The sequence below is a fragment of the Dietzia psychralcaliphila genome (assembly GCF_003096095.1).
Lineage (GTDB): Bacteria > Actinomycetota > Actinomycetes > Mycobacteriales > Mycobacteriaceae > Dietzia > Dietzia psychralcaliphila.
Genome location: NZ_CP015453.1, coordinates 3,263,340 through 3,285,066 on the forward strand (window position 1 = coordinate 3,263,340; position 21,727 = coordinate 3,285,066).

The following is a 21,727-nucleotide window of genomic DNA, read 5'->3' on the forward strand; positions in this document are numbered from 1 at the left end:
GGCCGCTCGCCCTGAGCCTCGCGGGCAGACTACGCGCCGCTCAGCCGGATCGACCCGTGGCAGCTGTTCCGCTCGGAGCCTGGTGGGTTGGTGAGGTGGCCGTCGTCGGCGATGAGGCGGTCGAGGTGTTGTCGCCATCGGTGGTCGAGGATCCGGTCGCGTGCCTGGGCCAGTGGCCCGTGTGGGGTGGTGCGGTGTTCGTGTCCGGTTTCGGTGATGATGGTCAGTTCGCCGAGGGGTCCGGGCTTGTAGGCGCAGTGGCCGAAGGTCTTCTCGCGGTGGTGCTTGCGGCACAGGCAGATCAGGTTCCACTCGGCGGTCGGTCCGCCCATCTCGGGGCGCAGGTGGTCGAAGGCGATGATGTGGTCAATTTCGCAGTCGTGGGCATCGACGGTGCATCCGGGGTGGCGGCAGGTCCCGTCACGAAGCCGGATCCGCTCGGCCAGCGCAGGGGTGATGAAGTACTTGAGTACCGCGTCCGGTTTGTCCAGCACGCCCGGCTGCGGGTCGATCAGTTCGAACCGCACCTTGGCCTCGCCGCCGGAGAGCAGTTCCTCGCACAACCAGTCGAAGCTCGAGTAGGCGCCGTTGACGAACTGGACGCGGTTGGGCAGCCCCTGGGCGATGCTGTCGATGATCGAGATCCGGATGGGTTGTTCGGTGCCCCACGACGCACCCGGTCGCGGCCTGGCCGAGCCGGCGGCGGCGGGGTCGGCGGGGTCGGCGTGACCTGAGCAGTCTGCGCCGCTGTCGGCGCGACCGACGTGATCAGCGCGGTCGGCGGGGTCGGTGGCGTTCTCTGCGTCGTGCAGGGCCGTGCCGATGTCGTTGGTGTTCGGGTCCCCGAGCGCGCACAGGGCGTCGGCGCGTAGTTGGTCGCGGGTGCGGGGATGGCCTGCCTCGGAGGCGGCGCGGGCGGCGGCCTCGATGCGGCGGCGCAGCTTCTCGGCGGCGCCGCTGGGCAGGGTGGCCCACATGCTGGTCATACCGTCGCGGCCGGGGCGGAACCGGACGGTGCGCTGTTCGACGGCGGCGCCCACTGCGTCCTCGGCGGCCCGGGGATCGTGGCGTTCTCTCGCTGCGTCGACCGCGGTGTCCAGGGCTGTGCGGCTGGGCCGGTGGCCCCCGTCCAGGTCCCGGGCCAGGGCGCCGACGATCTCCGATTCCACTGCCGCGATGATCTGGTCGGGGACCTCGGCCAGCCGGCAGGCGGTGTCGATGGCCAACTGTTCGGGCAACAGGCCCCGCTCGACGGCTTTGCGCAGAAGCGGAAGGCGCGTGTGGATCTGCACGCCGGCGGTGACCAGACGCGCGGCGTGCCACCCGGTCAGGGACATGGCCGCGGTCAGGTGGTCACGAGCCCGATCGGCCGGGTCCAGGCGCGCGTAGGCAGGACGAGAATCGGCGGGGCGGGAATCGCCAGGCTGCCGACAGGGGTCCGGCCCATGCGCCTCACGGTCGAGCCGCCCCATCGCCTCGACCAGCAGGTGCGCGGCCTGCAACCGGGTGGCCGCGGCCAGGTTCTGCGCCACCGTGGCCGACCGCGCCACCTCGCTCAACGCCTCGGCGCCCAGGGTGTCGAGAGCCTCCGGCACGGCGCGCAGCGCCCCGAACGCCGCCGAGCTCGTCGTCGTCATCATCGGATCCACCACCACACCCCCCGCCACTAATCGAACGTGTGGTCTATTCTATCGGCAGCGAGTAGATAGCACAAGAGTTCGAAAGCACTTCCTCCGGATATGCACCCAGGCCTCCTGGCCATCACACGACAGCGGCGCCCCTCCGCTGAAGGAGGGACGCCGCTGGTGCACCGATCCCGTCGGGTCGCCGTGAGTCAGATCAGGCCGGAGACTCTGTTCAGGCAGACGCACCCTTGGACTTGCCGGCCGACTTGAGGTCGTTGCACGCCTCGACGACGCGCTCGGACATGGCCTGCTCGGCCTTCTTCAGGTACGAGCGCGGGTCGTAGAACTTCTTGTTGCCCACCTCGCCGTCGACCTTGAGCACGCTGTCGTAGTTGGCGAACATCTGCCCCACGATCGGGCGGGTGAACGCGTACTGGGTGTCGGTGTCGACGTTCATCTTGATGACGCCGTAGCTCAGCGCCTCCTCGATCTCGCTCTTGGCCGAGCCCGAGCCGCCGTGGAAGACGAAGTCGAACGGCAGGTCGCCCTGGTCCAGTCCGAGCTTCTCCACCGCGACCTCCTGGCCCATCTTGAGCACCTCGGGACGCAGGACAACGTTGCCCGGCTTGTAGACGCCGTGGACGTTGCCGAAAGTGGCGGCGAGCAGGTAGCGCTGGCCCGTGTTGCCGGCACCGAGGGCGTCGATGGTGGCCTCGAAGTCCTCGCGTGAGGTGTAGAGCTTCTCGTTGATCTCGTTCTCGACACCGTCCTCCTCGCCGCCGACGACGCCGATCTCGATCTCGAGGATCTGGTTGGCGCTGGCCGTCTTCTCGAGCAGCTCCTTGGCGATCTCGAGGTTGCGGTCGAGCGGGGTGGCCGAGCCGTCCCACATGTGCGACTGGAACAGCGGGTTCTTGCCGGCGTCGACGCGCTCCTGGGAGATCTGGATGAGCGGGCGGACGAAGGTGTCGAGCTTGTCCTCGGGGCAGTGGTCGGTGTGCAGCGCGACCAGTACATCGTACTTCTCGGCCACGATGTGCGCGAACTCGGCGAGCGCGACGGCGCCGGTCACCATGTCCTTGACGTTCAGGCCGGAGCCGAACTCGGCTCCACCGGTCGAGAACTGGATGATGCCGTCGGAGCCCGCATCGGCGAATCCCTTGATGGCCGCGTTGATGGTCTCCGAGGAGGTGCAGTTGATCGCGGGGTAGGCGAAGCCCTCCTTGCGAGCCCGGTCGAGCATGTCTTTGTACTGCTCCGGGGTGGCGATAGGCATTGACGATCCTCCAGTTTTCGGCGCTGTGACTGACCCCATCCTACGAGGCCTGTCGAGGTCGCGGGCCCGGAGGAGCAGCGGGGGCACAGCTTCAGCGGTTTCCCAGGAGTGCGGGTCTACGATTCCCGAGGTGATCACGCACCTGTTGGCCGACCAGGCCCAGCACGTCCTGTCGCTCGGCCCCGGATTCATGGACCCCGAGTTCTGGCTGTCCGGCGACGGTCCGTTCGGCAGCGCCATCCTCCCGGCCCTCCTCGCCGTGGTCTTCATCGAGTCCGGCCTGCTGTTCCCGTTCCTGCCCGGCGACTCGCTGTTGTTCACCGCGGGACTGCTCACCCAGCAGGACAACCCGTTCGCACCGCTGTGGGTGGTGTTGGTGGCCGCCCCGATCGCGGCGTTCCTCGGCGACCAGGTGGGCTACTTGATCGGCAACAGGTGGGGCCATCACCTGCGGGACCGGCCCGACGGCCGGATCTTCAAGCAGGTCTACATCCGCGAGGCCCACGAGTTCTTCGACAAGTGGGGGCCGGCCACCATCATCCTGTGCCGCTTCGTGCCGATCGTGCGAACCTACGCGCCGCTGGTCGCCGGCATGGCGGGGATGCGATACCGGGTGTTCGTCACGTTCAACGTGGTGGGTGCCGTGCTCTGGGCCGCGGGGGTGACGTCACTCGGCGCGTGGCTGGGGCAATTCGCCTTTATCAAGCAGCACATCGACCTGATCCTCATCGGGATCGTGCTGGTGTCGGTGCTGCCGATGGCCGTCACCGCCGGGCCGAAGCTCGTCGACCGCATCCGCAACGGGCCCTCCGCCCCGGCGGCCTGATCTCGACTCCTACCGGTGCCGACCGCCCCGCCAGCGGAGGGCGGTGACGGTCGCGCCGATCACCACGATCACACCTGCCCCCTGGAGACCCGGCGAGTCGTCCGCACCGCCGTAGACGATCGCCGCGCCACCGAGACCCAACACCGCCAGCACCCCGACGAGGACCAGGACGAACTCCGCTGCGTTCCTCATTCCTCCACCCACTCCAACAGGTCACCGGGTTGGCAGTCGAGCACGCGGCACATGGCCTCGAGCGTGCTGAACCGCACCGCCTTGGCGCGCCCGTTCTTCAACACCGACACGTTCGCGGGCGTCAGCCCCACCCGTTCCGCGAACTCGCCGACGCTCATCTTGCGTTTGGCGAGCTCGACGTCGATCCTCACGATGATCGGCATCAGACCACCGTGTCCAACTCGGAACGCAGCTCGGTGGCCTGCCGGAGCAGCGCGCGCATGACCACCATGAGCAGCGCCGCGACGGTGACGATGACGACGACGAGGAAGAGCAGCAGCGGCAGTCCGGGATCATCGGCGTTGATGCCCACGAGCACCAGGACCAGTAGCAGGACCGCCCACGCCGCGACGATCGCCCCCAGGATCACGTCGACCCACACCAGTGACGCCTGGGTGAAGATGCGGCCGGCCTCGACCAGCGAGAGCAGCTTCCAGGTGGCCACCACGACGACCTGGATGCACACCACCCAGTAGATCGACACGGCGGTCAGCGGCCACCGCAGATGAGCGGCGTCCGGGGTCGTCTCGGCCATATGGGCGAACTGCCCCGGCAGCGACATCGTCTGGAACAGGATCAACACCGCGAAGAGCAGGACGAGGAACACCCTGAGCGGAAGGACTGCTCGTCTTTCGATCTTCATATGGCGACTATGGGCCATAATCTATCGAAAATCAATACATTACGAGGGGCGGGCGCGGTCAACCGTCGCCCGGGGTCGGTCATACTCACGGTGGCAGGGCGCACCGCTGTGTCAGGGCGCACCGGTTACTGGTGGAACAGTTCCGCGAGCTCCGAGTCGGCCCGGGCGAGATCTCCACGGTCGTACGTCGAGGTGGACGCCATGATCTCGTCGGCCCCGGTGCGCTGTGCGAGTCGGGCGAGCTCTCCGGCGACCCGCTCGGCGTCCCCGTGAACGGTCCCTGCCATCCACTCGTCCATACGTCGGAGCTGTTGCGGACGGAGTATCCGGTCCCGGATCTCCTCCGGGGACCGTAGTGGCCCGAACTCCCCGGTCTCCCGGGACTCAGCCATCGCCCACCCCTCCGGAAGCAGCAACTCCCTCGCTGCGGCCGTCGAGTCGGCGATCATCACCTCCAGGCTCACCACCACGTAGGGCTCCGACATTGCCCCGCTCGATCGGAACGAATCGCGGTATCGGTCCAGCGGCGACGGGTCGGCGAGAAGTCGCGGTCCCCCCACGACGACCGGCAGGCCGGCACGCGCAGCACTCTCCAGGCCTCGGCCGGTGGCCAGGACGAACACTGGGGGCGGGTTCTCGAGGACCGGCAGCGCGGTGACGGGACCGCGGCCGTTGAGGAAGTCCTGCACGGCGGTGATGTCGCGGCTGAACGTGTCAATGTCGTATTCCGTGACACCGAGCGCCTCACGGACAGGTGCGGTGAACCCGAGGGACCGTCCCACCCCGAGGTCGATACGGCCCGGGTACAGGGCCTCGAGCATGGCGAACTGCTCGGCGACGACCAGTGGCCGGTGGTGGGGCAGCATCACGCCGCCGGAGCCGAGTCGGATCCGCTCGGTGCGCGCCGCGGCGGCGGCGATCAGCAGTGGTGGGCTCCCGCTCGCGATGCCGGGGACCGCGTGGTGCTCGGCCGTCCAGAATCGGTGGAAGCCCAACGTCTCGGCATGTTCTGCGCGACGCAGCGTGGCCTCGAGCGCGGCGGCGTGGGTCTCGCCGTGGCGGGTACGGGACCTGTCCAGGAGGGACAGTCGGAGCGTCTCCGGCAGGTCGATAGGAGCCATCGCCCCACCGTAGTGCCGTCAGTTCGGGGGCGGCCCCGCGTGCTGCCGGACCCACGCGTGCATCGCGATCCCGGCGGCCACGCCCGCGTTGATCGACCGGGTCGAGCCGAACTGCGCGATCGACACGGTCCTGGCCGCCCGCAGTCGCGCGTCGGCGCTGACCCCGGGACCCTCCTGGCCGAAGAGCAGCACGCACTCGTGTGGGAGCCGGACGGTCTCGAGAGGCTCGGCGCCGGGGAGATTGTCGACGGCGACCACCGGCACTCCCTCGGACTCGGCCCAGTCCATCAGCGCGGCCACGTCCTCGTGGTGGCGCAGGTGCTGGTAGCGGTCGGTGACCATCGCCCCGCGGCGGTTCCAGCGCCGCCGCCCCACGATGTGCACCTCCGCCGCGAGGAATGCGTTGGCCGTGCGGACGACGGTGCCGATGTTGGAGTCGTGGCCGAAGTTCTCGATGGCCACGTGGAAGGGGTGTCGACGGGTGTCGAGGTCGGCCACGATCGCCTCGCGCCGCCAGTAGCGGTAGCGGTCGACCACGTTGCGTCGGTCGCCCGAGTCGAGCAGGTCCGGATCCCAGCGGTCGCCTGTGGGCCGCGGCTCACCGGGATGCTCGAGTTCCCACGGTCCCATCCCGACCAGGCCCTCGCCCCATTCGGTCGGCCCCGCCGCGGGATCGATAGACCCGGCCGCGGGGTCGGACGCGGGGTTGACCGACCCGGCCGCGGGGTCGGACGCGGGGTCGACCGACTTGGCCGCAGGGTCGGACGCGGGACCGCTCACGAGGTCAGGCGCTGATTGACCAGCCTGATGACCCGACCCGGACCGACCTGGGACGCCAGGTACATGGCGGTGGCCTGCTTGCCGACCGGACGATGGACCTCGCGACCAAGGGAGCCTCGGATCCTGCCGAGCAACCCGGATGGCGTGCGGCGCGTCTGCTCCGCCAGGTCGAGGATCTCGCCGGCCACGTCGGCCTCGGTCAGGCGCACGCCCATGTTTCGCATTCCCGCGGTGTTGACGCCTTCCAGCATCCCGGTCCCCACGTACAGCGGCCACACCGAGCACACGCGGATACCCTTCGGGCCCCACTCCAGGTCCAATGCCTCGGTGATACCGCGGACCGCGAACTTGGTGGCCGAGTACACGGCCATCTCGGCCTGGCCGTAGATCGCCGAGGCCGAGCAGAGGTTGACGACGGTCGGGGTCTGGGCCTTCTCCAGATACGGGAATGCCGCCCGGCACCCGTACATCACGCCCTTCACGTTGACGTCCACCAGCGCGGAGTCCCGCTCGTAGCTCGCGTCCGTGAACGGCATCCCGTACAGCAGCCCGGCATTGTTGACCAGAACGTCCAGCGCGCCTCCCGAGCGGGCCGTCAACTCCGCCAGAGCCGACTCCCAGGCGGCGGGGTCGGTCACGTCCAAGGAGCCGGTGACCACGCGGTCGTCACCCCGGGCCCACTCGCACGGCTGCAGGTCGTACGCGCCCACCAGGTAGCCGGCGTCGGCGAACCTGCGTGCGGTGGCCTCGCCGATCCCGCGGCCGGCGCCGGAGATCAGAACCGTGGGCATCGCGGATCCGTTCTGTGAGCCCGCCCCGGCGGCGCTCATGCCGACTGCCCTGCGGTGCGGGCCGCGGCCGCGCGGGCAGCGGCCGCGGTGCCCGTGAGCAACAGCAGCGCCGCGGTGGCGTAGGTGTCGATCACGCCGACGTCCAGGGCACGCGCGAGTGCCGACCCGCCCTCCGTCCTGCGCCGGACCAGGATCAGCGAATCGCTCAGCAGGAACACCGGTCCCGCCACTGCCAGCACCGAGGCCGCCGGACCGGAGCTGCGGTCGACCGAGGTCGCCAGCGCCGACAGCGCCGCCAGCAATCCTCCGTACGCGGCCAGCGGGGCGTTGGAACGGTCCTCCGACAACAGGATCGCACCGGCAGCGCCGGCCACCACCCCGTGAACCGCGGACTGGACCGGCTTGAATCGCAGGCCCGACCGGAGCATCAGCCCGCCGAGGGCGAGATGCCCCACCCCGAACGCAGCCGCGCCCGAGACGAGTCGGGACCCGGAACGGCTGGCGTGCCCCCCGCCGAGCATGAGGATCACATCGCCGGTGGTGTACGCGACGCCGGTGGCCGAGAGCAGCGCGGTGTCGACAGGCCCGAGTCGGCCGTCGCGCAGCCCCCCGTCACGCAGCCCCCCGTCACGCAGTGCGATGGCCAGCGCGGCCGGGACGATCAGCGGCTTGCAAATCTTCTCCAGCGGACCGAACCCGGTCGCCTTGGCGACCTCCGTGCCCGCGGCCGCGGCGAGGAACGCGGGCCCCTCCGGGCGGGAGGTGTCCGTGAGCGAGACCACCCGATCCCTCAGCGCCTGCGTGAGTCGGGTGGCGAACGTGGTCGTCGTCGTCATCTTCCCTCCAGTCCCAGGTCGGCCAGGCCGAGCAGGGCGCGGTACTCCACGCCCTCGGCCCGGATCACGTCATCGGCGCCGGTGGCCCGGTCGACCACGGTCGCCACGCCCACGACCTCGGCGCCCGCCTCGCGCAGCGCGGCCACCGCGGTGAGTGGTGAGTTGCCGGTGGTCGTGGTGTCCTCGACCACCAGGACTCGCCTGCCCACGATGTCCGGGCCCTCGATCCGGCGCTGCATCCCGTGCTTCTTGGTCTCCTTGCGGACGACGAACGAGTCGATGGGCCGCCCGGGTGCGTGCATGATCGCGGTGGCGACGGGATCCGCACCGAGGGTCAGACCACCGACAGCGTCGAAATCCCAGTCCGCGGTCAGTTCACGCAGCAGACGGCCGATGAGTGGCGACGCCTCGTGATGCAGGGTCGCCCTGCGCAGATCCACGTAGTAGTCGGCCTCGCGTCCCGAGGAGAGGGTGACGCGGCCGTGGACGACGGCGAGCTCGGCGACCAACGCCGCCAACCGTGCTCTGGACTTCGCATCGACGGTGGTGGGGGCGGGCATCGGGCTCCTCTGATCGGCGGGCGGCGAGATCGGCTCGGAAGCAGCATCGGCGCATTCGTCGCTGGATTCGTCGGTGGACTGGTCGGTGTCGGCTTGGGTGTAGGTGTAGGTGTTCGGGGGTGCGCCGACACCATCGCTGACGACTCTAGACGGCAGGCCCGACACACGCGGACGGGTCGGTCGCGTGATGCGACCGACCCGTCCGGTCCCGGTGTCCACGTCGACTGTCTGTGTCGACTACCCGGGCCCACCTCCGTCAGTGTTCAGCTCCCGGGATTCACCCGTCGGCGTTGTCGTCACCAGTCCCGGTGTCGTCACCAGTCCCGGTGTCGTCACCATTTCCGGTGTCGTCACCGCCACCTTTCTCGTCGTCCTCGACGGGGCCGTTGCCACCCATGCTGCCGGCCGAGCCGGTGTCGCCCTCACCTGAGCCGAGCGCACCCGCGCCGAGACTGCCCGTGCCGGGCTCGGGCGGCGGGACGTCCTCGTAGGCCGCGAACGCGTAGTGCGGGCCGGCCGAGGCCCCCACCCGGCAGACGAAGATCACCCCGAGCGGGTCGGTTCCGCGCTCGCCGATGGACGGCGGGCTCAGAGTGGTGCTCCAGTTGGCCGTGGTGCCGCTATTCACCGTGAAGGTGCCGATCCGGCCCACCATGCCGCTCATGAGCGCATCCTGGTTGGCGTTCGCGATATCGGCCGCCTCGGAGACCCCGTCGTTCAACGAACCGGCAGCGCTGCCCGACGGCAACAGCTGGAAGAGGGGCCAGAACGGCACATCGATCCCGGCCTGGCCGAGGAACGGGATGCTACTGCCCGCGGCCACCTGGCCGGGTTGCGTGTTCTGGAAGCGGGTGTAGTAGTCGATCGACCTCTCGACCACATCCGCGGTGCTCACCGTGCCGCCGCGGACCGTGGTCGGGTTCGCGTCCGGCGAGGTGCAGTTCAGGTTGCTGCCGAAGGTGTTGGCGAAGGTCCCGGTGACCGCACCGGTCTCTCGGTCGATCCCGTCGATGGTGATGGTCACACCGTCACGGTTGGTGAAGATCGTCTGCCGGGGATCGGTGTCCCCCGGGATGACGTTCTGCGCCGACGCAGCGGCGAGACCACTCACCACGAGTCCGGTGGCGGCCACTGTCGCGACGGCGGCGCGGCGTAGGGAAGAGGGCATGGCTTTCCTCGAATGATCGGGGGTCGGGGTGGGGTGGGGTGTCCGGAACCCGGGCAGGCGCATCACAGCACCCCGGGCTCTTCGTTGTTCTCGAATCCGGCGAAGACGAAGTTCTCCACCGGGTTCGAGGTGTGGCGGCAGAAGAACATCGCCGCCGCCTGCCATTCGCCGCGGTCGCCGGTGCCCGGCACCGCGAGGTCGGCGACCCAGTCGGACGACTGCCCGGCGCCGAGGGTGAAGGCCGTCGAGGCTCCGACCCGCGGATCGCCGGTACGCCCCGCGAGTCTCGCCGCGGCCTGCATATCGCGGATCTCCACCAGCTCGGCCGTGGAGTCCCCGAGCACGGAACCGCCGATGCTGCCGCCGGGGAGGATGTCGTAGAGGCTGCCGGCGAACACGGGGCCGCCGCCACCGATCGGGATCGCGAAGCCACCGGGCGCGTAGATGTGGGTCGCGTAGTAGTTCATGGCCCGAGCGACGACGCCGGCCTCGGTCACCTGGCCGGGGTACTCGGCTCCGTCGAGCCCCGGTGTGGCGCACCGGAGCGGGCGGTCACCGGTGTTGGTGATGCTTCCGGAGATCTGGGTGGGCGCCTCGCCCTTGTCGTCGACGGTGACCTCGACGAGGTCGCTGTCGGTGATCACGACGACGCCTTCGTTGTCGGCACCGGGGATCTGTGCGGCAGCCACTCCGCCGGCGAGGACGGTCGTGGCTGCGAATGCGACTGCGGCGGCCGCGCCGAGAACAGTCTTGGTGGGAGTCTTCATTCGGTCTTCTCCTGAGAGTCCGGCCTGTGCCTGGCCAGGTGGGGGTGGTGGCTGCTTCCTGGATTCGACGTCAGCATCGGGGGATCAGCTGCCCGGGAAGCGACCGGTGTCGCCGCTGGGGTCCGGGATGACGGCCGGGCGACCGTTCTCATAGCCGTGGAAGACGTATCGCTGGCCGTCGAGCACGCAGGTCACGAACACCCCGGTGCTGAAGTCCTGCCACCCCCCGACGCTGGGCCGCGGGAGTTGGACCGTGAACGGCTGACTGGTGCGGGCCGGGACCGAGAGGGAGGTACCCATCGAGACGGCCTGGCCCGCCAGGCGGGCCGCGTCGTAGGACTGCGCGATGGGCGACATGGCAGCGAGATCGGGCCACAGCATCTGCGCCAGGCTGGCCGGGGCGGAGCCGACCGCACTGCCGAGATCGAAGACCTGGTCGTCGAAACCCGGACCCTGGACTCCCAGAGTGAACGGTTGCAGCGGCGAGTAGGGGAACTGGGCGTAGAAGTCCACACTCTGCGCCACGATCGTGTCGCGGGTAACGGTTCCTGCTGGACTACCGTCCACGCCAGTGCATGTGAGGTTCGAATCGGTGTTGTTCTGGATGCTGCCGCTGACGGATCCGGTGGCCGTGTCTGGACCCTGTACCGCCAACTGGATTCGACGGTCGTCCACGGGGAAGACCTGGGTGGCACGGTTCTCGCCGGGAATCTGCGCGGACGCGACCCCACCAGCGGCGATAGCCGCCAAGGCGGTCAGCGTGACCGCTGTAGCGCGGCGTACCGACGTGTGGCGTGTGGGCATTGTGAGGGCTCCTCGGGGGTGGGGTGAACATGCCCGGTCTCAGAGGCCAGCCCGGGCGGGGAAACTGAAAACAAGAGTAACGGAACTCTCACTGAAGTGTTACAGATCACAACAATTACTGCTACCGTTTTTTCAGTCCCCCTAACGTCTCCCGACCATCGTCGGCCCCACGATCGAAGGATCCCAAGCCCCATGTTGATGAAAAGACTCACGTCGGCACTGGCCGGCGTCTCCATGGCCGCGGTCACGGCGGTCGCCGTGACGCCGACGGCCAACGCCCAAGCCGATGTGATCGACGACACCCGAACGGTGACGTTCACGTGCCAGGGCACCGACGTCGGACAGGCTCTCGTCTCGCCCACCGAGTTCGACGTGACCTTCCCCGAGGAGGTGGCCCCGGGTGAGTTCTTCTCCGTGACCCTCCAACCGGGCCAGATGCGCAACAACAACCGCGCGCTCCAGCGCATCACCTTCGACTACGCGCTCCCCGCCAACGCCTCGATCATCGGTCTGAATCTGGGTTCCGACGGCCTCAACGTGGGCGGGACCGCCCAGGTCGGCCGCGTCGACGCCACCTCCAAGACCACCAGCGCCAATGGCGGCGTGGCTCGGATCTGGGGCGGGGTTTCGGCGAGGTACGGCACCTCCAACAGCACCAACGGCACCGGCGGTCTGACCGTCAACGCCAGCACCGACTTCCGTCTTCCGTCGCTCGAAGTCGTCATGCGCGCTCCCGCCACGGTGGGTGAGGAGATCTCGATCGGACTGCCCGGGGCGAACCTCACCGGCTTCAGCGCCGCGTCCACCGACTTCCAGTGGATCAAGGCCCGCACGAGCTCCTTCAGCAACAACGCGGTGGCCAACGAGTGCACCTCCGGGGCCGACGCCGCCGAGCTCACCACGACCACCGTGGGCGACCTTGACCCGGTCCTGCTCGACACCACCACCACCGTCACCAGCTCGGTCGACGTGCTGGGCCCCAACCAGCCGACCACACTGACCGCCCAGGTCGGAACGCAATACGGGGTGCTGCCGCAGATCGCCAGTGGCGATGTCACGTTCCGTGACGCCACCTCGGACGAGATCCTCGGTACCGCGACCCCCGATTCGAGCGGAGTGGCGTCCATCCAGCACACGTTCGACCCGCTCACCCCGGGGCAACCGGATGAGACCCGCACCGTCGTGGCGGAGTTCTCGGGTGTCGACGGTGACCTGACCGGCAGCACGTCCACGCCAATCACTGTGACGCTCACCGGAGACCCGACCGTCACCTACACCACGACGTTCAACCTCACCGCAGTGCTCAACCAGGAGGATGAGGGCTTCGTGCCGGTCACCATCAACGCCTCCATCGTCCGTCCGTCCGGCACCACCATTCCTGACGGCTTCCGGGTTCAGCTCTTCCGGGGCAACACCGCCATCGGCGAGCCCATGGCCCTGCCCGAGGGCAACACGATGAGCTGGACCGACAGCATCGAGCGTCTCCCCCAGACGAGGACGCAGACGTACCGAGTCGAATCGGTGCCCTTCGTCGAGGACTTCGAGGAGTGGGCAGGCACCTCGCCCGCACCGGTCACCGTGACCGTCAACGGCACCGACCCCTCACTCGACCCGCCGATCGTTCCCGGCACCGGGAGCCTGGGTGCACTCACGGGCAGCCTCGGTTCACTCACCGGCAGCTGACACCCCGCACAAACGAAGGACCCGTCCGCGCATCCCGCGCGGACGGGTCCTTCGTCGTCGGTCGTCAGTCCCGGATGTCCGGCGGCATCTGGATGCGCGTGGTCTGTTCGACGTCCGGTTCCACGCCCGGCCGCTCCCGACCGGAAGCCGTAGTGTCCGAGGCCGCAGCCGGAGAACCGGTGTCGGGGGCCTGCTCGACCTCAGGCTCCTCACGCCGATGCTTGCCGCTGCCGGCCCTCGGGGGCGCGGGTGTCACCTCGGGTCGCAGCCACACGGGGGTCTCGTCCTCCGCCGGCTGGGCGTGACGCCCACCGGTCCCCGCGTCCAGATCCGACCCGCCGTCGATGCGGGCCGCGTCGAACCGCTCCACCTCGGTACGGATCTCGTCCTCGTCGTCCTCCGAACCGAGCGGCTTGATACCGGACCCGCCCGTGGACAAGCCCGCGGCCAGCGGCGGGACCGAGGCGTCCTCGGGATAGGCCTGGCCGGCGCCGCGGGTCGGCCGGGACAGGGGCGGCCTCGGGGCCAGATGGTCTGCGGCCACGTCACCGCGGGCCGGAACCGGCCCTGCGGGCTCCATGATCTCGGCGAAGGGGTCGGGCTCCTCCGCCACGGGTTCCTTCGCGGGGAGATCCTCGATGCCGGGCACGGTGTCCCCCGCCGGCTCCGAGTCGGCTGCGGATACGGGGTCCGGCCCCGTTTCGGAACCGGGGTCGTCGCCGGTGTCTCCGCGGTCGGCCACCACGGGGACGTCGGCGAGATCGCGTGCACTCTTGCGCTCGGGCACCAGTCGAAGGTGCCCGGCCCGCCGGGGCTCGGTTCTCTCCGGGGAGTGGCCCTCGTCCGGGAAGTGCTCCTCGTCCGGGGACTGTTCGCCCCGGTCCTCGACGGCCGTGGCCTGCGCAGGGGCCGCGACCGGTGTCTGCTGTCCGAGGACGTCTCCGGACGGGGGATCCGGGGTGGCCGCCGGAGCGGTCAGTCCGTGCGTACCGGTCCCGACCTCACCGTCCATACCCACCGTGGGGTCCGCTTCCGGGCCGTCCGCCGCCCCCGGCGCGCCCGGGTCGATCTCGAGGGGCAGGGCGCGGGCCCGGCCACCAATGGGCGGGAACGGGGCCAGCACGTCCGCCGCGGCATGCAGGGCCACCACGACGTCGTCCCAGGTGGACGGGTCGTTGACACCGTCGATGGTCGCCGCCACCCACTCGCCTTCGGCCCAGATGCGTCGCACGCCGGCCGGGACCTCGCTGACAGCGCTGGTCAGACGATCGCGGTCGATCAGGTCGAGCCGCCCGTAGTCGGAACTCCGCGCCTCGAGGGACGCGACCTCACCGGCGTCGTGGAATCCGGGTTCGGCATCGACGTCGGCGCGGCTCAGGTCCAGCACCACATCGGAGGCCGTGTCGCGGCGCAGTGCCAGGACCGTCCGACCACCGGAGACGCCCATGATCGCCCTGCGACCGCGGAACATCCCGTGCGAGACGGTGCCCAACGCGCTGAGGCCACCCGCGAAATCGCCGTGCCGGAACTCCGGCGCCGGGGTGGGGGTGGGCTCGAACTCGCGGTCCTCCAGCCACCGCACCACCGGCGAGTCGGCGAGCGGGTCCGCCGGGGGCGCCGCCGCAGGCTCGGGTGGGCGCCCGGTCTGCCGGCGCGCCGGGAGGAAGCCCCGGACCCGATCGAGCAGACGCGGCGACGACTGGGCGGTGGGCTCAGCGGCGCGCGCCGTGGTGCGCTCGTCGGTGGGCGGGTCGACCGGCTCGGTGGTGCGCTCGGGATCGGGCCCGGCGACGCGCTCTGACATCTCGGGGGCGGAGGCCCCGGCAACGACGTGCCCGGGGTCGACCCCGCCGGTGTCCGACACCCCGGAGTTCACCCCGCCCGCCTCCGGCACCACCGGGTCCTCCGACATCCCTGCGATCTCCGGCTCCTCCCGGAGATCCGCTCCCCCACCGGGATCCGGTTCGTCGACGCCCGGATTCTCTGCGCCCAGTTCCCCCGCGCCCAGGTCAGTCGCGCCGTGGTCAGTCGCGCGCTGGAACGGCGCGAGCTGCGGAACCCCGGATTCGTCACCGCGCTCCGCCTGGTCCGGGTCGACCTCACCCGCCGGCGGGGCGACGGGAGGGACCTCGTCGTCGTCGTCGGATCGGGCCTCCTCACCCACCGATCCGGCGCCGACCGCCGGCGGGGTCTCGCGAGACGCGGAACCCCCGCGTTGCCTGGCGTCCAGGCGTAGGAGGATGAGCGCCGCCGCGAGCAGCGCGAGGGCCAGGAGGAACCAGAACACGACCATGTCCACAGAGGGTAGTCAGCGCTGGTGGGGTTGCCCGCCAGGCTCTGCGGCGCTGCGTGACCTGGACGCTCCCGGAGAGCCGCGCCCGGCCATGCACCCGGCGACACGCGCCCGGGGCCCGGTGGCCGGACGGGGTCCGGGCTACCGGGGGTTCTCGCCCAGCGCGATCGGCCGCTTTCGGTCCGCTGACCACTGCGACCACGAACCGGGGAACAGTCGCCCCGCCTCGATCCCGGCGATCTCCATCGCCGCGAGCGCATGGCACGCGTGGATACCGGAGCCGCAGTAGACCACCGTGTCCCTACCGCTGGTCACGCCCACATCGGCGAACATCTGACGGAGGCGCTCGGCGGGTAGGAACCGTCCGCTCCCGTCGAGGAACGACGCGGTGGGCAGATTGACGGCGCCCGGGATGTGGCCGGCCCGCGAGTCCATCGGCTCGGTGTGTCCGGCGTACCGCTCGGCCGCGCGGACGTCGATCAGAACACCCTCGGCGGGGCTGACCTCCGTCTCGTCGATGTCGGCCGTGCGCATGTGGTCGAGCGCAAAGGTGAAGTCGCCGCGCTCGACCGGATTACCCGGCCCCACTGCCAGGTCCTCGCCCTCGGCGATCCACGCCTTGAGGCCGCCGTCGAGGAGGTAGACGTTCTCCTTGCCGGCCCACCGCATCAGCCACCAGGCGCGCGCCGCGGAGGTGTTCCCGGAGTCGTCGTAGATCACCACACGACTGTCGTTGTGCACCCCGGCACGGCGCAGTGCCTCCTCGAAGTCGTCGTGTGAGGGCAACGGATGGCGGCCCTCCCGGACGTTGCGCTGGCCCGAGAGTTCCGTGGGGAGGTCGATGTACTGCGCACCGGGGATGTGACCGGAGTAGTAGTGCTCCCGGCCGCGGGCATCGCCGAGCCGCCAGCGCACGTCGAGGATCACGGGGGTGGGAAGACTCGCCACGTCGCTGATCAACTCACGCGCCGTGACGAGAAGGGGACTGACCTGGGTGTCGGGGACGGGGGCGGGGTTACTGGTCACGGTTCGAGGATAGTCCCGATGACGACGACGTGGTTCCCTCCTTCCTGGCTATCCCGTCACACCGTGGTCGCCGGGGGTGGACACCCGGCGCCGGGGCGGTCACACATAAGACTCATGGACTCAGTCCACGGCCGATGCGGCGATCCTCTCGGGCGGCCTCGCCTGCGTCACGGATGCACGGAAGTGATCAGCGTCCGCGGCCCGAGCTCGCCGCCGCCCACCCAGTCGACGTAAACCTGAGTACGGTCGACACTCTTCGTGACGGAACCACCTCCGGACGAGCCACACGTCAACCGAACACCACGGCGAGCGCACGGACGAGGGCCGCCTGGACCGGGGTGTTCACACCGAAGCGGGCCCGGCCACCACACGGGTGACCGGGCCCATTCGATATTGGGCGAATCAGCCCAGGCTCAGCGACTCGCCGTCCTCTGCCAGCGAGACCCGCACGGTGTCACCGTCGCGGATGTCGCCGCCGAGCAGAGCCCGGGCCAGCTTGTCGCCGATCGCCTGCTGCACCAGCCGGCGTAGCGGGCGGGCGCCGTAGGCCGGGTCGTAGCCGCGCCGGGCCAGCCAGCCCTTGGCCGCGTCGTCGACCTCCAGGACCAGTCGCCGACCCTTGAGACGCCGGGCGAGCTCGTCGACCTGGATGTCGACGATGTGCTCGAGCTGCTCCTCGCTGAGCGAGTCGAACATCACCACGTCGTCGAGCCGGTTGATGAACTCCGGTTTGAAGGCTCGCTTGACCGCGTCCATCGTCTGCTCCCGCGACCCGCCCGCGCCCAGGTTGGAGGTGAGCACGAGGATCGTGTTGCGGAAGTCCACGGTGCGGCCCTGGCCGTCGGTGAGCCGGCCGTCGTCGAGCACCTGGAGGAGGATGTCGAACACGTCCGGGTGCGCCTTCTCGACCTCGTCGAGCAGCACGATCGTGTACGGACGCCGCCGCACGGCCTCGGTGAGCTGCCCGCCGGCCTCGTAGCCGACGTACCCCGGAGGGGCACCCACCAGCCGCGAGACGCTGTGCTTCTCCGAGTACTCGCTCATGTCGATCCGGACCATGGCGCGCTCGTCGTCGAACAGGAACTCCGCGAGAGCCTTGGCCAGCTCCGTCTTGCCCACGCCCGTCGGACCCAGGAAGAGGAAGGAACCGGTGGGCCGATCGGGGTCGGCGACCCCCGCACGCGACCGGCGGACAGCGTCAGACACCGCCTGGACAGCATCACGCTGTCCCACCACGCGGCGGGCGATCTCGTCCTCCATGCGCAGCAGCTTCTCGGTCTCGCCCTGGAGCATCTTGCCCACGGGGATCCCGGTCCACGCGGAGACGACCTCGGCGATGTCCTCCGGGCCGACCTCCTCCTTGAGCATGGCGTTGGATGCGGCGTCGTTCTCCTCCGCGCCCGCGAGTTGCTTCTCCAGCTCGGGCAGCCGGCCGTAGCGGATCTCGGCGACCCGCGCATAGTCGCCGTCGCGCTCGGCTTTCTCCGACTCGGTGCGCAGCGCGTCGAGTTCCTCCTTGACCTTCTGCACGCCCTGGATGGCGGTCTTCTCGTTCTGCCACCGCGCGGTGAGCTCGGCGAGCTTCTCCTTGGAGTCGGCCAGCTCGGCCTGGAGCGCGACCAGCCGGTCCTTGGACGCGGCGTCGGTCTCCTTCTGCAGCGCCACCTCCTCGATCTCGAGTCGGCGCACGATCCGTTCTGCGGCGTCGATCTCCTCCGGGCGGGAGTCGATCTCCATCTTGAGCCGGCTCGCGGACTCGTCCATCAGGTCGATGGCCTTGTCGGGGAGGAACCGCTGGGTGATGTACCGATCCGAGAGCGTCGCGGCGGCGACCAGCGCCGAGTCGGTGATTCGCACGCCGTGGTGCACCTCGTACCGCTCCTTGAGCCCGCGCAGGATGCCGACCGTGTCCTCGACGCTCGGCTCCCCCACGTAGACCTGCTGGAAGCGGCGCTCGAGGGCCGCGTCCTTCTCGATGTACTTACGGTACTCGTCGAGCGTGGTGGCACCGACAAGGCGAAGCTCGCCACGAGCGAGCATCGGCTTGATCATGTTCCCGGCGTCCATCGACCCCTCGCCGGTCGCGCCGGCGCCGACGATGGTGTGGACCTCGTCGATGAAGGTGATGATCTGGCCCTCGGAAGCGGTGATCTCGTCGAGCACGGCCTTGAGCCGCTCCTCGAACTCGCCGCGGTACTTGGCGCCCGCGACCATTGACCCCAGGTCCAGCGAGAGCAGGGTCTTACCCCTGAGCGACTCGGGGACGTCGCCGTCCACGATCCGTCGAGCGAGCCCCTCGACGATGGCGGTCTTGCCCACGCCGGGCTCGCCGATGAGCACCGGATTGTTCTTGGTGCGTCGGCTCAGGACCTGGACCACGCGTCGGATCTCCGAGTCGCGGCCGATGACCGGGTCGATCTTGCCCTCACGTGCTCGCGCAGTGAGATCTGTGGAGTACTTCTCCAGGGCCTGGTACTGGTCCTCGGGGTTCTCGGTGGTCACGCGGGTGTTGCCCCGGACCGCGGCGAACGCCTGCGTGAGCGCGTCCTCGGTGGCACCGAGCTCGTTCAGGAGCTTGGCCGCGTCACCTCCCTTGTGGCCTGCGGCGATGCCGACCAGCACGTGCTCGGTGGAGACGTAGTCGTCGCCCATCTCGGACGCGAGGGTCTGGGAGGCACTGATGACGGCGAGGGCGTCGCGGTTGAAGTTGGGGGCGGCCAGTCCCGAGCCGGACGCGCTGGGGTAGCTCGCGGTGAGGCTCTTGGCCTGGGTGAGCGCGAGCTGCGGGTCCACCCCGCAGGCCTGGAGCAGCGGCGTGGCGATCCCGTCCTGCTGTTCGAGCAGCGCCACGAGGAGGTGACCCGGACGGACATCCGGGTTCCCTGCCGCCGAGGCGGATTGGACTGCGGCCGACAGAGCCGCCTGGGTCTTGGTCGTGGGGTTGAACTGGCTCATCAACCGGTCCTTTCTTCGACGTGTTATTGAGCGTACTCGGATCAAATTCGGCCTGGTTGGGGCCGGACAATCTGTACAACTACCGAACAGTTGAGTCTATTCCGCTCAAGTCGATGGATTCCGGTGTGAGTGCCGACACCATATGAGTACGCTCTGACGAATCCGGACGGCCCCCTCCCGTCCGACCGGCGCACGATCCGACCGTCGCACCCGAACCCCAGGCAGGCCCGTGAAGACCCACCGAACCGTTCCCTCGGGTCTCACCCTCCTCGCCTACCTGGTGGCATTCGCCGTACCCGTGGTCCTGGGAGTGGCGGCGGTCGGATCCTCCCCGTACCTGCTGTCCAAGGTGGTCCCGGAGGAACACCGCGAGACGGTGGCCTCCTTCGGCACGGCTGCGGCGAGTTTGTCAGGAGCGGGTGGGGGTCTGTTCAGCCCGGCGGCGGAGATCGGAGAGCAGCGCTACACGATCCCGGGCACCCCTGTCGCCCACGAGGGAGAGTGGTCGCCACGACTGGCCGACGACTACCCGGCGCCGGAGGGACTGGTCCCCGGAGTCGACTTCGCGGTCGAGATCGTCGACGACACCTACATCGCCCACTGGCCCTGCCGACACGACGTCCCCGTGTGGTCCTTCGACGCGCCGCCGGGCAGCGAGGCCGACCTGGCCTGGGCCGTCGAGACCCTCGCCTCGGCCAGCGGACTCGCCCTCAGATACGCGGGACCGGGTTCGGAAGAGGACAGGGAGAGCCGGGGAGCCATCTCCGTGACCTACGGGGATCATCCGATGTTCCACAACGCGGAGGTGGCGGGAGTCGGCGGTCCGGCCATCTGGCCCGAGGGACTGATCCTCCAGGGCTCGGTGACCCTCCGGCCCGACCAGATAAGTCCCGTCCCGGGCGACCCGTGGTCCCGTGCCCTGACGATGCACGAACTCATGCACGCGGTGGGGGTCGATCACGCCGCCCGGCACAGCCGGGAGATCATGGCGGAGAGGCCCGGACCCGACCCCCAGATGCACCTCGGCACCGGCGACCGGTTCGCTCTCCACCTGGTGGGCTGCCACTGATCCCGAGCGATCCCCGATACCTCGGGCACACCCGGCCCGGCGGGCCTACGCTCACCTCATCGTCGTCGTCTTCCCCGGAGGTCTCCCGTGCCCACCCGAACCCGGCCCGCGATGCTGGTCGCCCCCCTCGCCACCGCCGCCCTCGCCCTGGCGTCACTCACCGGCTGCAACGCGATGGACCCGAACCAGGGTGGCGACACCACCTGCGGCGACTACATGGAGATGCCGCCCGAGGACCAGCGCGAGGTGATCACCACCTTCCTGGACGAGAAGGGTCAGGAGGATCCCGCCGGTATGGAGGTGACGCTGAACCAGGAGTCGGCCAAGCTCTACTGCAGCACCGTGGGCCAGACGAGCGACCCGATCCGCAATATCGACACCGGCTAGTACCCCACCACACCCAAAAACCCGCCCGCTACGAACTATTGGTGACAATGGTCGGTGTGGAACGGGAGGCGATCTGATGAGGAACGGTGTCGTCGTCGACATCGGCGGCAGTGGGACGCGGATCGGGGCAGTGCTCGACGGCCGCGTCGTGGGGGTCCACGGGGCCGAGGTGGCCACCGCCGAGGATCTGGCCGCGGCGATCCGGGCCGTCGACCCGTCCCCCAACGGGGTCGGGGTGTCGGTCAGCGGGCACGTCGACGCGGACCGCGGGGTGATCGAGGCCTCCCGCGCCGCCGCCTGGGCCGAGGGATCGATGCGCTCGCTCCTCGTCGCGCTTCTCGATGCGCCGGTGTCCGTGATCGGTCACGGCGACGCCCACGCTCTCGCGCTGACCCAACTGCCCGACGTCGAGTTCGGCGGCATCGCGATCTCCCTGGGCACCAGCCTGTCCTTCGGCGCCCTCAACCGCCACGGTGCGCTCATCCACCCGTGCGGGCCCACCGGGTGGGACCTCGGGCACTGGCGCCTGGTCGTGGACGGCGGCACCACCGAGGCGTGGTGGGGCCTGGGCGGGCACGGGCTCTACGACCTGGAGCGGGAACACGGCGACGGCGCCGCCGAGATCTACGCCCACCGGCTGGGCTCCTTCGTGGTGGACGCCGTCCAGCTGTTCCGGCCGCGCACGGTCCTGCTCACCGGCGGGATCGTGGTGGGCCTGGGCGAGGCGCTGCACGGGCCCGTCGCCGAGCAGCTCCACACGCTGCCGCACACCATCTCGGCGCCGCGGGTCGTCTTCTCGCCGTCGCGGGATACCGCGCTGTTCGGGGCCGCGGTGGCGGCGGGGCTGGCGATGCCGGCGGTGCGGTGATCCGGCAGGTGCGTCCGG

Annotated in this window: 21 protein-coding genes; 5 read left to right on the top strand and 16 right to left on the bottom strand. The window is 69.8% G+C overall.

All coding sequences use genetic code 11. The annotated features are described in order from the left end of the window. Positions 1-29 precede the first annotated feature (29 nt). Together A6048_RS15110 and fbaA are read right to left on the bottom strand one after the other, a co-directional pair. Entirely contained in the window at positions 30-1,637 is a 1,608-nt protein-coding gene (locus A6048_RS15110; protein ID WP_244911017.1) for an HNH endonuclease signature motif containing protein, read from the bottom strand. Between the two features lie 220 nt (positions 1,638-1,857). Further along, on the bottom strand, positions 1,858-2,901 hold the full coding sequence (gene fbaA, locus A6048_RS15115; RefSeq protein WP_107746686.1) for a class II fructose-bisphosphate aldolase: 1,044 nt from the start codon (positions 2,899-2,901) through the stop codon (positions 1,858-1,860). 133 nt (positions 2,902-3,034) lie between these two features. On the opposite strand from fbaA, the gene A6048_RS15120 reads away from it, so the two are divergent. Beyond that, a complete protein-coding gene (locus A6048_RS15120) occupies positions 3,035-3,727 on the top strand; it encodes a DedA family protein (protein WP_412523700.1) in 693 nt (230 codons plus the stop codon). 9 nt (positions 3,728-3,736) lie between these two features. Here the strand turns inward: A6048_RS15120 and A6048_RS15125 are convergent, their stop codons facing one another. From A6048_RS15125 to A6048_RS15175, 11 genes are all read right to left on the bottom strand, one after another. Then, on the bottom strand, positions 3,737-3,919 hold the full coding sequence (locus A6048_RS15125) for a hypothetical protein (RefSeq protein ID WP_107746688.1): 183 nt from the start codon (positions 3,917-3,919) through the stop codon (positions 3,737-3,739). Next, positions 3,916-4,122, bottom strand: coding sequence for a helix-turn-helix domain-containing protein (locus A6048_RS15130; protein ID WP_069390469.1), 207 nt, complete (start codon positions 4,120-4,122; stop codon positions 3,916-3,918). Before A6048_RS15130 ends, A6048_RS15125 begins: the two co-directional genes overlap by 4 nt. Next, positions 4,122-4,601 (bottom strand): DUF2975 domain-containing protein, encoded by a 480-nt coding sequence (locus A6048_RS15135; protein WP_107746689.1) that lies wholly within the window; start codon positions 4,599-4,601, stop codon positions 4,122-4,124. The genes A6048_RS15130 and A6048_RS15135 overlap by 1 nt, the downstream gene beginning before the upstream one ends. 125 nt (positions 4,602-4,726) lie before the next feature. Further along, positions 4,727-5,722: an MsnO8 family LLM class oxidoreductase gene (locus tag A6048_RS15140; protein WP_107746690.1), complete on the bottom strand. Its 996-nt coding sequence runs from the start codon at positions 5,720-5,722 to the stop codon at positions 4,727-4,729. Positions 5,723-5,740: 18 nt separating this feature from the next. Then, positions 5,741-6,352 carry a TrmH family RNA methyltransferase gene (locus A6048_RS15145; protein ID WP_107747204.1) on the bottom strand — a complete coding sequence of 204 codons (612 nt, stop codon included), beginning with the start codon at positions 6,350-6,352 and terminating at the stop codon, positions 5,741-5,743. 146 nt (positions 6,353-6,498) lie between these two features. Beyond that, entirely contained in the window at positions 6,499-7,332 is an 834-nt protein-coding gene (locus A6048_RS15150; protein WP_107746691.1) for an SDR family oxidoreductase, read from the bottom strand. After that, the gene (locus tag A6048_RS15155) at positions 7,329-8,129 is read right to left on the bottom strand and encodes a lysoplasmalogenase family protein (protein WP_235027667.1); all 801 of its coding nucleotides are present in this window, start codon (positions 8,127-8,129) and stop codon (positions 7,329-7,331) included. Before A6048_RS15155 ends, A6048_RS15150 begins: the two co-directional genes overlap by 4 nt. Next, on the bottom strand, positions 8,126-8,689 hold the full coding sequence (gene pyrE / locus A6048_RS15160; protein ID WP_107747206.1) for an orotate phosphoribosyltransferase: 564 nt from the start codon (positions 8,687-8,689) through the stop codon (positions 8,126-8,128). Before pyrE ends, A6048_RS15155 begins: the two co-directional genes overlap by 4 nt. Positions 8,690-8,966: 277 nt before the next feature. Then, entirely contained in the window at positions 8,967-9,857 is an 891-nt protein-coding gene (locus tag A6048_RS15165; RefSeq protein WP_107746692.1) for a hypothetical protein, read from the bottom strand. Between the two features lie 62 nt (positions 9,858-9,919). After that, positions 9,920-10,624, bottom strand: a complete 705-nt coding sequence (locus A6048_RS15170) for a hypothetical protein (protein WP_107746693.1) — start codon at positions 10,622-10,624, stop codon at positions 9,920-9,922. A gap of 84 nt (positions 10,625-10,708) precedes the next feature. Continuing rightward, positions 10,709-11,428 carry a hypothetical protein gene (locus tag A6048_RS15175; protein WP_107746694.1) on the bottom strand — a complete coding sequence of 240 codons (720 nt, stop codon included), beginning with the start codon at positions 11,426-11,428 and terminating at the stop codon, positions 10,709-10,711. A 192-nt stretch (positions 11,429-11,620) separates the two neighbouring features. Here A6048_RS15175 and A6048_RS15180 point away from each other — a divergent pair, with 192 nt between their 5' ends. Beyond that, on the top strand, positions 11,621-13,111 hold the full coding sequence (locus A6048_RS15180; RefSeq protein WP_107746695.1) for an Ig-like domain-containing protein: 1,491 nt from the start codon (positions 11,621-11,623) through the stop codon (positions 13,109-13,111). Positions 13,112-13,175: 64 nt separating this feature from the next. On the opposite strand, the gene A6048_RS15185 is transcribed toward A6048_RS15180, so the two are convergent. The 3 genes from A6048_RS15185 to clpB all read right to left on the bottom strand — a co-directional run bounded on the left by A6048_RS15185 (position 13,176) and on the right by clpB (position 19,385). Beyond that, positions 13,176-15,404, bottom strand: a complete 2,229-nt coding sequence (locus A6048_RS15185; RefSeq protein WP_244911018.1) for a hypothetical protein — start codon at positions 15,402-15,404, stop codon at positions 13,176-13,178. A 141-nt stretch (positions 15,405-15,545) separates the two neighbouring features. After that, a complete protein-coding gene (locus tag A6048_RS15190; protein ID WP_107746696.1) occupies positions 15,546-16,430 on the bottom strand; it encodes a sulfurtransferase in 885 nt (294 codons plus the stop codon). A gap of 402 nt (positions 16,431-16,832) precedes the next feature. Further along, entirely contained in the window at positions 16,833-19,385 is a 2,553-nt protein-coding gene (clpB, locus tag A6048_RS15195; protein WP_107746697.1) for an ATP-dependent chaperone ClpB, read from the bottom strand. Between the two features lie 229 nt (positions 19,386-19,614). Between clpB and A6048_RS15200 the strand changes: the two genes are divergently transcribed. From A6048_RS15200 to A6048_RS15210, 3 genes are all read left to right on the top strand, one after another. Continuing rightward, the gene (locus tag A6048_RS15200) at positions 19,615-20,454 is read left to right on the top strand and encodes a hypothetical protein (RefSeq protein ID WP_107746698.1); all 840 of its coding nucleotides are present in this window, start codon (positions 19,615-19,617) and stop codon (positions 20,452-20,454) included. 87 nt (positions 20,455-20,541) lie between these two features. Continuing rightward, positions 20,542-20,841, top strand: a complete 300-nt coding sequence (locus A6048_RS15205) for a hypothetical protein (protein ID WP_146166338.1) — start codon at positions 20,542-20,544, stop codon at positions 20,839-20,841. A gap of 76 nt (positions 20,842-20,917) precedes the next feature. After that, positions 20,918-21,709, top strand: a complete 792-nt coding sequence (locus tag A6048_RS15210) for an ROK family protein (RefSeq protein ID WP_107746700.1) — start codon at positions 20,918-20,920, stop codon at positions 21,707-21,709. Positions 21,710-21,727 lie beyond the last annotated feature (18 nt).

What these genes read in the sequence shown, in the direction of transcription:
- A6048_RS15110 (WP_244911017.1), bottom strand. Translation starts at nt 1,637, where the DNA reads ATGACGACGACGAGCTCGGCGGCGTTCGGGGCGCTGCGCGCCGTGCCG.
- fbaA (WP_107746686.1), bottom strand. Translation starts at nt 2,901, where the DNA reads ATGCCTATCGCCACCCCGGAGCAGTACAAAGACATGCTCGACCGGGCT.
- A6048_RS15125 (WP_107746688.1), bottom strand. Translation starts at nt 3,919, where the DNA reads ATGAGGAACGCAGCGGAGTTCGTCCTGGTCCTCGTCGGGGTGCTGGCG.
- A6048_RS15130 (WP_069390469.1), bottom strand. Translation starts at nt 4,122, where the DNA reads ATGCCGATCATCGTGAGGATCGACGTCGAGCTCGCCAAACGCAAGATG.
- A6048_RS15135 (WP_107746689.1), bottom strand. Translation starts at nt 4,601, where the DNA reads ATGAAGATCGAAAGACGAGCAGTCCTTCCGCTCAGGGTGTTCCTCGTC.
- A6048_RS15140 (WP_107746690.1), bottom strand. Translation starts at nt 5,722, where the DNA reads ATGGCTCCTATCGACCTGCCGGAGACGCTCCGACTGTCCCTCCTGGAC.
- A6048_RS15145 (WP_107747204.1), bottom strand. Translation starts at nt 6,352, where the DNA reads ATGGGACCGTGGGAACTCGAGCATCCCGGTGAGCCGCGGCCCACAGGC.
- A6048_RS15150 (WP_107746691.1), bottom strand. Translation starts at nt 7,332, where the DNA reads ATGAGCGCCGCCGGGGCGGGCTCACAGAACGGATCCGCGATGCCCACG.
- A6048_RS15155 (WP_235027667.1), bottom strand. Translation starts at nt 8,129, where the DNA reads ATGACGACGACGACCACGTTCGCCACCCGACTCACGCAGGCGCTGAGG.
- pyrE (WP_107747206.1), bottom strand. Translation starts at nt 8,689, where the DNA reads ATGCCCGCCCCCACCACCGTCGATGCGAAGTCCAGAGCACGGTTGGCG.
- A6048_RS15165 (WP_107746692.1), bottom strand. Translation starts at nt 9,857, where the DNA reads ATGCCCTCTTCCCTACGCCGCGCCGCCGTCGCGACAGTGGCCGCCACC.
- A6048_RS15170 (WP_107746693.1), bottom strand. Translation starts at nt 10,624, where the DNA reads ATGAAGACTCCCACCAAGACTGTTCTCGGCGCGGCCGCCGCAGTCGCA.
- A6048_RS15175 (WP_107746694.1), bottom strand. Translation starts at nt 11,428, where the DNA reads ATGCCCACACGCCACACGTCGGTACGCCGCGCTACAGCGGTCACGCTG.
- A6048_RS15180 (WP_107746695.1), top strand. Translation starts at nt 11,621, where the DNA reads ATGTTGATGAAAAGACTCACGTCGGCACTGGCCGGCGTCTCCATGGCC.
- A6048_RS15185 (WP_244911018.1), bottom strand. Translation starts at nt 15,404, where the DNA reads ATGGTCGTGTTCTGGTTCCTCCTGGCCCTCGCGCTGCTCGCGGCGGCG.
- clpB (WP_107746697.1), bottom strand. Translation starts at nt 19,385, where the DNA reads ATGAGCCAGTTCAACCCCACGACCAAGACCCAGGCGGCTCTGTCGGCC.
- A6048_RS15210 (WP_107746700.1), top strand. Translation starts at nt 20,918, where the DNA reads ATGAGGAACGGTGTCGTCGTCGACATCGGCGGCAGTGGGACGCGGATC.